Origin of the sequence: Mesorhizobium sp., assembly GCF_004962245.1 — a bacterium.
In the GTDB taxonomy this organism is placed as follows: Bacteria; Pseudomonadota; Alphaproteobacteria; order Rhizobiales; family Rhizobiaceae; genus Mesorhizobium.
Genome location: NZ_SUHQ01000002.1, coordinates 290,435 through 302,954 on the forward strand (window position 1 = coordinate 290,435; position 12,520 = coordinate 302,954).

The following is a 12,520-nucleotide window of genomic DNA, read 5'->3' on the forward strand; positions in this document are numbered from 1 at the left end:
GAGGAGAACCATGAGAAATCTAGCTTGCATCATCGCCGCCGGAGCGCTCTCGCTCGTGACGGCCGGCGCTGCCGCGCAGGACAAGCCGCTTCTTGGCATCGTGTCGATCAGCGCCACCGAAGCCAACAATGTCCGCTACATCCAGGGCGCCACCAAGGCCGCCGATGAGCTTGGCTGGAAGACCAACGTTGTGGATGCCGCCGGCAGTGCCGACCAGGCGAACGCGGCGATCCAGAATTTCGCGCAGCTCAAGGCGCATGCGATCATCGACATGGTCTTTCCCTATTCGTCGATCGGCGCCGGTCTGGCCGCCGCGGGCGACGCTGGAATACCTGTGGTGACCTGGGGCGGCGGGCTTGGCTCGACCGTTGCCGCCACGAACGGCTCAGGCGGCCCGATGGCGATACCGGTCGTCGATCTCATGGTCGAGAAAATGGGTGGCAAGGGTTCGATACTGGCCCTCACCTACCGGACCGGCGAAGTCTGCCGCAACCGCGAAGTCGTGATGGACGAGATCGTCGCCAAACACCCTGACATCACCGTCACCAAGAACGAGGTGCGCATCCCCGGCTACTTCGAGGACGGCGCCCAATACGCCAATGCCTGGCTGGCCTCGCATCCGGCCGGCAAGGAAAACCTGGCCATCTGGGGATGTTGGGACGACCCGGCGATTGGCGCCATCGGCTCGCTGCGCGCCCAGGGACGCGACGACGTTCTGGTTTACGGCATCAATGGCAATGCCCAGGCGCTGGAGAACATCAAGAACGGCTTCATGACCGCGACGGCCTGGCAGGACAGCTTCACTGAAGGCTACAACATGGTCAAGATGTTGAAGGACATCAAGGATGCGGGCGGCGCCTGGCAAGCCAAGGCAGCCGAGGTTCCGGCGGTGCTGGTGACCAGGGAGACTGCCGATGCCTTTCTCAAGGACCATCCGGAAGCCATAAAGTAGGACTTGGTTTGGAGGCGACGTTGACAAGGGGTGCGCCACAGCCAGGCAACGCTGATGAAATGGCAACCCCGTTCCTGGTGGCGCGCGATGTCGCAAAGGCCTTCGGCGGCACGCAGGCGCTGAAGGGCGTATCGCTCGACATTGCGCCAGGTGAAATCCATGGTCTTGTCGGCGCCAACGGCGCGGGCAAGTCGACCTTCATCCGTATCCTGGCCGGACTGAACCACCCCGATGCCGGTCGTCTCGAGCTCGACGGCCACAGCCAGGAGATTGGCACGCCGCAGCGGGCGACCGAACTCGGCATGAGCTTCATTCATCAGGAGCTTGCGTTTGTGCCGGGCATGACCGTGCTGCAGAACATCATGTTGGGCGTCCCGAAGAAGACCCGCTTCGGGCTGACCGATTGGCGTGCGATCGCGCGCGACGTTACACCGATCGCCAGGCGCGTCGGCATATCGGCCCCGCTCAACGCCGGCGTGAAGGGCCTTTCGACGGCCGAGATATGGCTGATCAACATTTGCCGCGCCCTGGTGCGCAAGGCGCGGCTGATTGTCATGGATGAGCCGACGGCATCGCTTGCCGCCAGCGAAGCGGAACGGCTGTTTGCGATCGTGCGCGATCTTTCCGCATCAGGGGTGGCGGTGCTCTACATCTCGCACCGGCTGGACGAGATCCTGAGCCTGTGCACGCGCGTGTCGGTCTTTCGCGACGGCCGCTCCGTGGCCGAGCTTGCCGGAGACGCGCTCAACCGCCCCGCGCTGGTCGAGGCAATCGTCGGCGGCGCCATTCGGGATACTCAAAGGACAGGCGCGACACGGCAGCGCGGCGATGTCGTGATGGAAGCCAAAACCCTGGCGCGGGCGCCGAACGTCCGCGGCGTCAGCCTTCAGCTCCACGCCGGCGAAGTCTTGGGCATCGGCGGCCTTGTCGGCGCCGGACGAACCGAACTCGCCCGGCTGCTCTTCGGGGCGGATCGGCCGGACAGCGGCGAGATGACGCTGATGGGCCGGCCCTATGCGCCCGCCTCCCCCGCGGCGGCTGTCCGGGCCGGGCTTGGGCTGGTCCCGGAGGAGCGCCGGGCGGAAGCGCTTTTTCTCTCCAAGAGCATCGCCTTCAATCTAGGCATCGCCAATCTCGACAAGATTGCTTTTGGCCGATACCTGCCGCTGATGAACCGCAGCGCCCGCACGTCGATGGCCGGCGAGACGATCCGCTCCCTGTCGATAAAGGCGCGAAGTGCAAGCACGCCCGTTGGCCGTCTCAGCGGCGGCAATCAGCAGAAGGTTGCGATCGGCCGGTGGCTCCAGCGCACACCGAAGGTGCTGATCCTCGACGAGCCGACGCGCGGCGTCGATATCGGAGCGCGCGCCGAGATCCACCGGCTGATCCGCCAGCAAGCCGAATCCGGAATGGCGGTTCTGGTGATTTCGTCGGAGCCGGACGAGCTGCCTGACCTGTGCGACCGCGTTCTGGTGATGGCGGAAGGCCGCATTGTTCGCGAGCTGACCGGTCAGGCGGTGTCGCGAAAGGCGATCGTCGAAGCAAGTTATGTCGAACCGGAAGCCTTGATGGAGGATCATCCCGCATGAGCGATGTTGCGATAAGCGCCCGGCGTCTGTCGCCCGGAGCCAAGGCGGCGCTCGGTATCTTTGCCCGCTATGGCACGATCATCGGACTGCTGGCGATGGTCGTCACATTTTCGATTCTGTCGCCTGCAGCCTTTCCGACCTTGGGTAATTTCACCAATGTGCTGAACCAGGCTTCGCTGGCCATGATCATTGCCGGCGGGCTGACACTTGCCGTGGTCGTTGGCGAACTCGATCTGTCCATAGGCTTCGCCGCCAGCCTGCACGGCATTCTGATCACCGGCCTTGTGGTCCACGACAAGCTGCCAATCCCGCTTGCGGTGGTCATCGTCATCGCATTGGGCGCGGTGATCGGCCTCGTCAACGGTTTCATCGTCACCAAGGTCAAGGTCAATTCCGTTATCGCGACGCTGGGCGTCGGAACGATCCTTACGGGCCTGGCCTTCGCCTATTCCGCCGGCGTCCCCATCGTGGCGGGCGTGCCGGAGGCATTTCTCCAGCTTTCCCTTGGACGCTGGCTGTTCGGCATCCCCAACAACATCATCGCCATGATTGTCGTGCTCGGCGGACTTTGGCTCCTGGTCGAGCGAACGCCGCTCGGCCAAGAGATTCAGGCCGTGGGCGGCAATGCCGTGGCCGCCCGCCTTGCCGGGGTGAATGTCGACCGTATAAAAATCCTCGGCTTCGTCATTTCGGGAATGTGCGCCGCGCTCACCGGGATACTGCTTGCCTCGCGGCTCGGCAGCGGCACGGCAAGTGCCGCCGACTCCTACCTGCTCACCGCATTCGCGGCGGTCTTCCTTGGCTCGGCAACGCTGCGTGACGGCGAATTCCATGTGCTCGGCACGCTGGTCGGCGCCCTCATCATCGCCTTCGGTTTCAATGGCCTCAACATTTTCGGCGCCCCGACCTTCTCGCAATATGTGCTGCAGGGCGCCATCCTGATCATTGCGGTGGGCATGGCGAGCCTGGGCCGCTCGCTGGCGGAACGCTGAAGGAGGAAGCGATGACAAGCGAAGACACGCATTGGGAGGTTTACGTCATCGAATTCGCCCGCTCGAAGCAGCAGCCCTGGGTGGATCTCGTCGCCGGCATGTATGACGACGGCAAGGTCGATTTGCCCTTTTCCTTCGTGCTGCTGAAGCGTGGCGACCGCAACGTGCTGGTCGACACCGGATTCATCCAGGAATCGAACACGGCCTTCTCGCTGAAATTTGACATTCCCAACTGGATCTCGCCGGTTCGCATGCTGGCCGAGCTTGGCATTGGACCTGACGCGATCACGGACATTTTTGTGACCCATGCGCATTTCGATCACATGGGATCGATCGCCGAATTTCCGAACGCAAATCTCCACATCCAGAAGAGCGAGTTGCTCTCCTGGTATGAAGCGATCGCGTTGCCGCCGCGCTTCGGTTATCTCACCGCCATCATCGATCCGGATACGCTGCGCGCCGCCCTCGATGCATCGATCGAACACCGTGTCTCGCTGGTCGATGGCGACAAGGACGATGTGCTGCCGGGCATCCATGTGCGGCTGGGAAGCGGCCACACCATCGGACAGCAGTTCGTCATCGTCCAGTCCGCGCGGGGCAGGCTGGTGATCTCCGGCGACTGTGTCTATTCGAAGCGCCAGATCACCGGGCATAGACACGACGGTGTCTACGCGCCGCTGAACAATGCCGTCGGCAGCGTTTGGGAGCAGCTGAAGACCATCGACCGCATCAACACCGAGATCGGCGGCGATCTCGGGCAACTGATCGTCCTGCACGACATAGAGCGATGGAAGGGTCAGCCGATCGTTGCGGAACTCGAAGGATTTCGCATCGTCAGGGCCGGATAGGTAATCCGACGGCGGCGTGCCTTCAGAAGCGATACCGGATTCCAAGAACGTTCGCGTTGGAACCCTCTTTCATATCTCCAAATGTGCCGTCGGCGCCGGATCTATGGTGGAGTTGGTAGACAAGCTCGACATTGGGGGCTTGCCTGACTCTGAACGAAAGCTCCGCACCAATGAAACCGAGGAATGATGCATCGCCGTCGTAACGGATTTCGCGATTGCGCTCGATCTCGGTAGGGCCTGTAACGGCACTAAATCCAGCCGTCAGTGCGGGCGCAATCGCCAGATCACCGATGACAAGACCCTGATGCCGAAGCCGCATGCCGGCCCAAAGTTCTCCGGACGTGTCGTCCTCCTCGCCAAACCTTATGGCGGCCCCGGTCACGCCACCGAGGACGAAACCGGCGCCAACATCGGCGAAGTCGCGGCCGTATGCGGCTCCGATCATGTAGCTGTCCGTATAGTCGGTCCCGAAGACGTTGATCGTGTCTCCGAAGGACCCAGTCGCGAAGACGCCGCTAAAAACATAGATATCGTTCTTCGTCGGTTGACCGGCAGCGAAAGGATCTTCGGTCGCGAAGTAGATGAAGGGGGAACTGTTATCGGCGAGGCCGGGAGTGATTGAAGCGATCAGCATCGTTGCAGCCAAAGCTGCCTGCACTCCGCGCATGAATGAGCTCCGAATCAGTCCGCCCGTCGATCATCGATTGCTCCAGTATTTCGGCGAAATAAACAAGGCCCCGAATCCTGCGGGATCATGATCAACCGAAAATGCTGTGCAAGATAGCGTTCAGCCCGCTCGGTGTGGAAAGAGGAAGTTCAAGCAGCGACGCTGAGCGACTGCTGTTTCGACCGTCGCAAGGGCCAGATTGCCGTGCCATTGGCCCTGAATTATGTTGACTTTCCATTGGTCAAGATAAGTGTAGGCGATGGCGTTGGATTGCGCTGACTTCTACGACGCAGAGTTACGGCGGCACAATGATCACTTTCGTGCTGCCATCAATGCTGGAATACGGGACCGCGTGCTCGATATCGGCTGTGGTGCAGGGCAAACCACTCGTGAAGCTGCCCGCGTCGCGGTGGAAGGAAGCGTGGTCGGCGTCGATGTGTCAGCAGAGATGCTCGAGATTGCTCGCCGGCGTAGCGCAGAGGAGGGATTGCGGAACGTCGAGTTTGAGCAGGGTGACGCCCAGGTCCAGCCGTTTCCGGCTGCCCATTTCGACCTGTGTATCAGTCGATTTGGGGTGATGTTCTTTGCCGATCCGGCCGCTGCCTTCGCCAACATTGGCCGGGCGATGCGGCCTGGGGCTCGTCTCGTGTTGATGGTGTGGCAGAGCCAGGAGCGCAACGAATGGGCCACCGCTATTCCGCGGGCGCTAGCTCCGGAAACCGTCGCGTCAGCGCGCGGCGCCGCCGCGTTCTCACTCAGCGATCCTGCGGTCGCTACGGGCATACTGACCAAGGCTGGCTTTGCTTCAGTCGGCTTTGCCGAGGTGCATGAACCGGTCTTCTATGGTTCAGACGTCGATGCGGCGTATGACGCTGTGATTGGCCTTGGATTTGCGAAGGAAGCACTTGCCGGCGTCGATGCGGCAGCTGCTCATGGAGCGCTGCAGCGGTTGCGCGCTTTGCTGGACGCACACTCGGCTGCGGACGGCGTGTTTTTGGACTCGCGCGCGTGGATCATCTCCGCTCATCGGGCGAACTGATAGTCATAGGCGGTCTGTGGCACTAACGGACGCTCTTCGCCATGCGGGTGAAGGTCAAGAACGGGGTCGGCAGCGGGTATTCCGTTTCGGTACCAAGCGTCAGGTCTTGACCACTAGCTGAAAAAGCCCGCATCGTCCTCCGCGAGGCAGCGCTCGGCCCGCTCGGGGATGATGTCCACGCCCATCGAGAGTGCGAGCGAGCATGTCGAGTGGGAGGAATTCGCCCGCTACCGCCTGTCCCAGGGCGGCGACCTCAGGAAGTACTATCCGCTGACGAAGGAGGTGGAGGAAGAATACCAGGCCTGGCGCAAGCAACAGGCCTAGCAATTTCTCTCGGCCAGCCGATCAGCCCCAGTTCTGCTGATGTGCGGCATGGCTGCGCAGATAGGCGCCGGGCCCGAAGTGCGTATCGTAGAACCCGGTGTCCAACTGATGCGCCTGCAGATACATCAGGCTGAAGATCGCGGGCACGGTCGCCGGGAAACGCCCGAACGTGTCGAATATGTACTGCGCCATTGTCGTGACACAATCCACGAATTCTTCACCGATCGGGGCAGCGCTGGACCGGATGGTTTCGGTCTTCTTGTACGGCCCGCCGGTGCCCGCGTTGAACGGGCCGCCCGGTCCGAATTTTCGGGCTACGACGCTCTCCACGGCGGCGCGCATGGTTTTGAAATGCGGCGGGCAATGCCCCTCGAATATACCCTCGAGTCCGGTCACATGCGGCAGCGGGCGACCTTGCAGCATGTCGAAGCGGAACCCCAGTCCGGGCACCTCTGGATCGTCGCTCGCACCCAGCACGCTGAACGGGTTGATCCCGTCGTACATCCACCCGCCAAGACCGAGAGCCTGCAGCATCAGCGCGCCGGCATAGCAGGCCGTCGACGTCTCGACTGTCACCTCGGTCAGGCCAAGCTGCTCGACATAGCTCAGCGGAAACGGGTTTTCGGTATCCACCAGCGCCTTGAACCGGTCGATCCCCGGCACCGGACGACCGTTGACATCGTCATAGATGCAGGCGCCGTTTTGCACGAGATAGCACAGCACGAGCAGCATGTGCTGGGCGAGGTCGGCCACCGGAATGATCAGCGTGCTGCCGGGCACGTTTGCGCACCATTCGTTGTGCATCTCCATATGCTGCGGCACGCGCGGGATGTTGAGGCGGCCATCGGCGAGCTTGACGATGCGCGAGCGGTGCGCATCGAGATAGGCGTTCATATCCGTCTCGCCGTCCGGCGCGGCGACGGCCCCCATGTCGCGGGTCGGGAGGAAGTAGACCCCGCTGTCATCGGTGAAGAAAATCTCCGAGGTGTGAAACCCGGCCGACGACGGGAAGCTCCGGCCGCCGGCTGCGCCCGCATAGTTCGGAATGTTCGGGCTGTAGAACCGGTTGTGCGGGATCAGGTTCGACCAACCGGTGTTGCCGGCGACGGTGGTGAGCAAGAGCATCTGTTCCAGTTCGCCGAGCGGCGCCGGGGCCTGCTTCGATGTGTAGCTGAGCGGGCCGTCCGGGATCGAGGCGCCGCGGGCGAAGCGGCGCGAGCGGCGCCCGTGGATCGCCTCGATCAGCGGAAACTGCGCTGCCTCGACCATGCCCTGCGGCAAGTTCTGGATTCTGTCCAGCATGATATTTCCTTTCTGCGCGAGGCCGGCCGCGGTCGCGCGGCAGCCGAATGTGTTCAGGATGCTGCCCGCGCCGATCATCGACGCGCCGAGCACCTTTCTGCGTGTTGTCTCAAACATCGGTTCTCCGTTTCCGGCGAGCGCGGTGGTGGAGATCGGCGCTTGCCAGGTGAACCCATGCCATCTCGTATCGGAGCGGCGTTAGACGCAGACTCGACAGAAACGGGTCATATGTGCCAGTAACCGCATATGCCGCTGTCCCATGATGCGCGAAAGCTGTCGGTAAGCCTCGTGGTCGTGCCCGAGGTTTCGGCGGCCGTGACCTACGGGCTGCACGAGGTCTTCACATGCGTCGGGACAGCATGGGAGACGCTGACGGGCGAACGGACCCAAAGCCGCCATATGATGCCGCGGATCGTCGGCAGCCGCGTCGGGCCGGTGCGCACCACCCTGGGTGCCACGATTTTTTCGGAGCACAGCTTCGGCGAGACCCTGCGCTCGGATGTCGTGATCATCGGCGACCTCAATCTGGAACCGGAACCCGATCTGAGTGGCAGATGGGATGAGGCCATACACTGGATGCTGGACCAGCACGCACGGGGCGCGATCATCTGCTCGGTCTGCACCGGGTCGCTGATGTTGGCCGAAGCCGGGCTGCTCGAACACCGCGAAGCCACCTCGCACTGGAGCGCGACCCGGCATTTCCGGGAGTGCTATCCGGGCGTCCGGCTCCAGCCTCAACGTGTCATCGTGCCCTCTGGCGCCGGGCACGATGTGGTGACAAGCGGGGGCTCCGCGTCATGGACCGATTTGTCGCTTTATCTGATTGCCCGTTTCTGCGGCGATGCCGAGGCACGGCGGATCGCCAAGATCTTTCTGTTTGGCGACCGCAGCGAAGGCCAGCTTCCCTTTGCCGCGATGGTTCGCCCGAAGCAGCATGAGGACGCGTCGATCGCCGATTGCCAGGGCTGGATTTCGCAAAACTATGCCATCGCCAATCCGGTTGCGGAGATGACGAGGCGCTCTGGCCTTGCCGACCGCACCTTCAAAAGGCGATTCCAGTCGGCGACCGGGTACACCCCGATCGGCTACGTGCAAACGCTTCGCGTGGAGGAGGCCAAGCAGATGCTGGAAACCTCAAATCAGGCAATCGACGATATCGCGCAGGCTGTCGGCTACGATGATCCGAACTCCTTCCGTCGGCTGTTCAAGCGCACAGTCGGCGTGACGCCGCAAAGATACCGGCAACGCTTCAAGTCCGTCGGCATCGGAGCAGCCTGAACCGCACGCGAGACGACATGCCGACGCTCGTCTCCGGTCTCAGTCACCGATGCGCTCAGCGGCACGACATCGTGAAGTTGTGCAGGTTGACTCGGTTGTCTGCTTGCCTAACTAGGGTTCTCGGGGCCAGCGCAAATCACAACAGCCGGTATGATGTTTTCCAGCATGCGAAAGCTTGTCCTTCTTGTCCTCTTGGCCGGCAGTTCGATCCTGTCCTCCTCCTGCGTCGCCCCTGACGACACGTCGGACATCTCGAAGGAAGACGCAACAACGGCGGCAGCCCGCAAGGAGATGGTCGGTCTCAGCGAGGCCGACGTTCGAATGTGCGCCGGCTTTCCGACAGCCACCGCTGATGCGGGCGGATCAGCCCAGATCTGGACCTATCAGCGGACCGTTCAACGCGGCAATCTCAACGTCGTGATTCCAACCCTGGCCGTGGGTGCGATCCCGACGGTTGGAGGATCCCTCAATGTCAATCCTGGCGGCTATTGCAACACGCAAATTCGCATGGTCGATGGCCGTGTTGCCGAGGTCGCCTATGCGGGCGACAACAATCTGCCTAACCACCGCGATGCGCTCTGTGTCAGCACGGTAGACGCCTGCGTGGCATATGCCCGCCAGCGTCACCCAGCCAGGACGGGGGCCAGTTCCAGGTAATCGGGCTGGCTGAAGAGCGCGTTCAAACTCCTGCCGCAATTGCGTTGTCGCGCCATGCATCGGCGATGTGAGGGAAATCCAGAGGCTGGTTGTTGCCGAGGAGCAATTCCAGGACACGCGGCGGCGTCAACGGTATCTCCTGGACGCGTCGACCAGTGGCGTTGGAAACGGCGCAGGCGATTGCCGCGGCGACGTTGAGGATGGGAACCTCGCCGGCCCCCTTCGTGCCCAGCGGCCCGATCGAAGGCGCCCCTTCGTACAGGCTGATCTCGACCGGCACGACATCCTGCGCGAGCGGCACCCGGTAGGTCTCCAGGCCGGCCTGGCATATGCGGCCATTGGCGCCGATGGAGATCTCCTCGTGCAAGGCGTAGCCCAGGCCCTGCACGACGCCGCCCTGTATCTGTCCGTAGATGGCGCGGGGATTAAGCGCCCGTCCGACATCCTGGACGACCGTGTAACTCAGCACCTCGACATGTCCGGTCTCTGGGTCGACGGCCACTTCGCAGTCATGCACCGCAAAGACCGGGATATCGATGGCATCGATGAAGTGGCCGGCCGCGCAGCCCGGCATCGCCGCCACGCCAGGCCCGGTGAAGGCGCCGCTTCCCGAGATCGGACCTGTCACCCGCTGCGCGCGCTCGGCAACCTTCTCGATCGTCGTTCCGGATCCCTTGACGCCAAGGATCTCGACGCGCCCGTTTTCGAGAACGAGATCCTCGGCGGAAGCCTCCAGCATGTCCGAGGCGACGTGCAGCAGCTTCTTGCGGACCTCGACGGCGGCGGCAAGGCTGGCAGCGCCCAGCGAAACGGTCGTCCTGCCGCCGCCGACACCCACATCGAAACCGCCGGCATCCGTGTCGGCGGTGCGCACGACGACATCCTGCGGCCGCAGGCCCAGCGTGCTGGCGACGATCTGCGGCAGCGACTGCATCATCGAGCCAGAACCGATCTCGACGCCCGAGGTCACCAGCGTCGCGCTGCCGTCCGGGTTGAGGTTGACGGTTGCCGCCGACGGACCGACGAAGATGAACCAGGTGCCGACCGTCGTGGCCCGCCCATATAGCCTCTCCCCCGCCAAATGTTTTTTCGACGTCTTGGCCTCGCGCAATTCGGCCATGCGATCGAGCATCGGCCTCAGAACATCGCCTTCGAACACCTGCCCGGTCGCGCCAAGGTCCTTGTCGCCCAGCACATTGCGCCGGCGAAACTCCAGGGGGTCCATGCCGATGGCGGCGCAGATCTCGTCCGTATGTCGCTCCAGCGCGAACGTGTTGTAGACGCCGTTGCAGGCCCGGAACGCACCGTTCGGCGCGGTGTTGGTGTAGATGGCGCGGGTCGAGATTTTCACCGAGCCGAGCCGGTAGTTGCCGCCCAACGTGTGCGCGGTCATGGTTGTCAGGAATATCTGCTCGCCGCCATAGGCACCGCAATCCATCAGCACCACGGCCTCGCGCCCGACGATCTCGCCTTCTCTGGTGACGGCCGAGCGGATGCGAATCTCGGCATTCTCGCGCGAGAGGCAGGTAAGCATCTCCTCCTCGCGCGAATTGACGAGCTTGACTGGTCTGCCCGCCGCGCGCGCCAGAAGCGCGGCAAAGGGCTCGAGCGAGCAATCGAATTTAAGTCCGAATCCGCCGCCAACCGCCGGCACGGTGACGCGAACGTGCGACGCCGGCACGCCGACAAGGCGCGCGGTGACGTTGCGGACGGTCCAGGGGACCTGGGTCGACGTCTCGATATGGAACCGTCCGTCTTCGTAGGACGCGACGACCGCGCGCGGCTCGAAGGACAAATGGTTTTGCCGGCCTATCCGGAAGCGGCTGTCGACGATCTCGACATCGTCGCGTGCAAACACCGCGTCGGTGTCGCCGCGCACCACCGTTGCTTCCCATGCTACATTGCCGGCATGCGCGCCGCCTTCGAGCAGCACCTCGTAATCCCGCCAGTCGGGATGGACCAGCGGCGCATCCGGCGCCAGCGCGTCGGCCATCGTGATTACCGCCGGCAAGGGCTCCAGTTCGACGACGATCGCCGCGGCGGCCGCTTTGGCCTGCGCGAGGGTCTCGGCTGCGACAGCCGCGATCGGCTCGCCGTCGTAGCGGATACAGCCGGTCGCGAACAAGGGGTGGTCGGCAATGCCTATGCCGTGGCGGGCGGGCGAATCCTCGGCCGTCACGATGGCGCGCACGCCAGGCATCTTGCGCGCCACCGACGTGTCGATGCGCAAGATCCGCGCCGACGGCACCTCGGCGCGCAGCTGCACGGCGTGAAGCATGCCGGGACGTCCCTGGTCGACAATGTAGCGCGTGCGGCCCTGCAGCTTGTCGCGGGCATCGCGCCTCGGGAAGTCCATGGTCGCGGTGGATGGCTCAGACACGGCTTCTTGCTCCCTCGACTCACGCGGCCCGGACCACGGACAAGGCCGCGTCGACGATGCGCTCATATCCGGTGCAGCGGCAGATGTTTCCGGCAAGCGCTGCCTTTATGTCGTCGCGGCTTGGATTCGGCATGCGCTCGAGAAAGCTGGTCAGGCTCATCAGCATTCCCGGAAAGCACATTCCGCATTGCACCGCGTCGTGCTGTTCCATCGCCAGCTGCAATGGCGACAGAACGCCGTCCGTCGCCAGCGACTCGACCGTGCGCACCTCGCTATCCGCCGCCAACCCCACGGGCACGAGGCAGGACATCACCGAACGCCCGTCCAGCAACACGGTGCAGGCACCGCAGAAGCCCTCGCGGCAGACAATCTTTGCCCCGGTCAGGTGGAATTCATCCCTCAGCACATCGACAAGCGGCGTCAGCGGCTCGGCGGCCGAAAACCGATCTTCACCATTGACGTTGAGACGCAAGGACATCGGCTTGATCCCTT

General features: G+C 63.2%; 12 protein-coding genes. 8 read left to right on the plus strand and 4 right to left on the minus strand.

Annotated features, from left to right (window positions below; genetic code table 11):
* The first annotated feature begins 10 nt into the window (after positions 1-10).
* The 4 genes from E5X88_RS03350 to E5X88_RS03365 are packed head-to-tail and all read left to right on the plus strand — an operon-like array spanning position 11 to position 4,381.
* Positions 11-952 carry a sugar ABC transporter substrate-binding protein gene (locus E5X88_RS03350; RefSeq protein WP_292158220.1) on the plus strand — a complete coding sequence of 314 codons (942 nt, stop codon included), beginning with the start codon at positions 11-13 and terminating at the stop codon, positions 950-952.
* 59 nt (positions 953-1,011) lie between these two features.
* On the plus strand, positions 1,012-2,541 hold the full coding sequence (locus E5X88_RS03355; RefSeq protein WP_292158222.1) for a sugar ABC transporter ATP-binding protein: 1,530 nt from the start codon (positions 1,012-1,014) through the stop codon (positions 2,539-2,541).
* Positions 2,538-3,533 (plus strand): ABC transporter permease, encoded by a 996-nt coding sequence (locus E5X88_RS03360; protein ID WP_292158226.1) that lies wholly within the window; start codon positions 2,538-2,540, stop codon positions 3,531-3,533. Before E5X88_RS03355 ends, E5X88_RS03360 begins: the two co-directional genes overlap by 4 nt.
* Before the next feature lie 11 nt (positions 3,534-3,544).
* Entirely contained in the window at positions 3,545-4,381 is an 837-nt protein-coding gene (locus E5X88_RS03365; RefSeq protein ID WP_292158227.1) for an N-acyl homoserine lactonase family protein, read from the plus strand.
* A gap of 22 nt (positions 4,382-4,403) precedes the next feature.
* On the opposite strand, the gene E5X88_RS03370 is transcribed toward E5X88_RS03365, so the two are convergent.
* Positions 4,404-5,048, minus strand: coding sequence for a hypothetical protein (locus E5X88_RS03370; RefSeq protein ID WP_292158229.1), 645 nt, complete (start codon positions 5,046-5,048; stop codon positions 4,404-4,406).
* 259 nt (positions 5,049-5,307) lie between these two features.
* Between E5X88_RS03370 and E5X88_RS03375 the strand changes: the two genes are divergently transcribed.
* Positions 5,308-6,087: a class I SAM-dependent methyltransferase gene (locus tag E5X88_RS03375; protein ID WP_292158231.1), complete on the plus strand. Its 780-nt coding sequence runs from the start codon at positions 5,308-5,310 to the stop codon at positions 6,085-6,087.
* Between the two features lie 168 nt (positions 6,088-6,255).
* The gene (locus tag E5X88_RS03380; RefSeq protein ID WP_292158233.1) at positions 6,256-6,411 is read left to right on the plus strand and encodes a hypothetical protein; all 156 of its coding nucleotides are present in this window, start codon (positions 6,256-6,258) and stop codon (positions 6,409-6,411) included.
* A 21-nt stretch (positions 6,412-6,432) separates the two neighbouring features.
* On the opposite strand, the gene E5X88_RS03385 is transcribed toward E5X88_RS03380, so the two are convergent.
* Positions 6,433-7,806: a hypothetical protein gene (locus E5X88_RS03385; protein ID WP_292158235.1), complete on the minus strand. Its 1,374-nt coding sequence runs from the start codon at positions 7,804-7,806 to the stop codon at positions 6,433-6,435.
* A 153-nt stretch (positions 7,807-7,959) separates the two neighbouring features.
* Between E5X88_RS03385 and E5X88_RS03390 the strand changes: the two genes are divergently transcribed.
* The gene (locus tag E5X88_RS03390) at positions 7,960-8,991 is read left to right on the plus strand and encodes a helix-turn-helix domain-containing protein (protein WP_292158237.1); all 1,032 of its coding nucleotides are present in this window, start codon (positions 7,960-7,962) and stop codon (positions 8,989-8,991) included.
* A 165-nt stretch (positions 8,992-9,156) separates the two neighbouring features.
* Complete coding sequence (locus E5X88_RS03395; protein WP_292158239.1) at positions 9,157-9,648, plus strand: hypothetical protein; 492 nt, start codon at positions 9,157-9,159, stop codon at positions 9,646-9,648.
* 22 nt (positions 9,649-9,670) lie between these two features.
* On the opposite strand, the gene E5X88_RS03400 is transcribed toward E5X88_RS03395, so the two are convergent.
* Together E5X88_RS03400 and E5X88_RS03405 are read right to left on the minus strand one after the other, a co-directional pair.
* Positions 9,671-12,028 (minus strand): xanthine dehydrogenase family protein molybdopterin-binding subunit, encoded by a 2,358-nt coding sequence (locus E5X88_RS03400; protein WP_292158241.1) that lies wholly within the window; start codon positions 12,026-12,028, stop codon positions 9,671-9,673.
* A gap of 19 nt (positions 12,029-12,047) precedes the next feature.
* Positions 12,048-12,506 carry a (2Fe-2S)-binding protein gene (locus E5X88_RS03405; RefSeq protein ID WP_292158243.1) on the minus strand — a complete coding sequence of 153 codons (459 nt, stop codon included), beginning with the start codon at positions 12,504-12,506 and terminating at the stop codon, positions 12,048-12,050.
* Positions 12,507-12,520: the final 14 nt, after the last annotated feature.

Bases quoted from the DNA above. Each gene is read 5' to 3' on its own strand.
- E5X88_RS03350 (WP_292158220.1), top strand. From the start codon at position 11: ATGAGAAATCTAGCTTGCATCATCGCCGCCGGAGCGCTCTCGCTCGTG.
- E5X88_RS03355 (WP_292158222.1), top strand. From the start codon at position 1,012: ATGGCAACCCCGTTCCTGGTGGCGCGCGATGTCGCAAAGGCCTTCGGC.
- E5X88_RS03360 (WP_292158226.1), top strand. From the start codon at position 2,538: ATGAGCGATGTTGCGATAAGCGCCCGGCGTCTGTCGCCCGGAGCCAAG.
- E5X88_RS03365 (WP_292158227.1), top strand. From the start codon at position 3,545: ATGACAAGCGAAGACACGCATTGGGAGGTTTACGTCATCGAATTCGCC.
- E5X88_RS03370 (WP_292158229.1), bottom strand. From the start codon at position 5,048: ATGCGCGGAGTGCAGGCAGCTTTGGCTGCAACGATGCTGATCGCTTCA.
- E5X88_RS03375 (WP_292158231.1), top strand. From the start codon at position 5,308: ATGGCGTTGGATTGCGCTGACTTCTACGACGCAGAGTTACGGCGGCAC.
- E5X88_RS03380 (WP_292158233.1), top strand. From the start codon at position 6,256: ATGATGTCCACGCCCATCGAGAGTGCGAGCGAGCATGTCGAGTGGGAG.
- E5X88_RS03390 (WP_292158237.1), top strand. From the start codon at position 7,960: ATGCCGCTGTCCCATGATGCGCGAAAGCTGTCGGTAAGCCTCGTGGTC.
- E5X88_RS03395 (WP_292158239.1), top strand. From the start codon at position 9,157: ATGCGAAAGCTTGTCCTTCTTGTCCTCTTGGCCGGCAGTTCGATCCTG.
- E5X88_RS03405 (WP_292158243.1), bottom strand. From the start codon at position 12,506: ATGTCCTTGCGTCTCAACGTCAATGGTGAAGATCGGTTTTCGGCCGCC.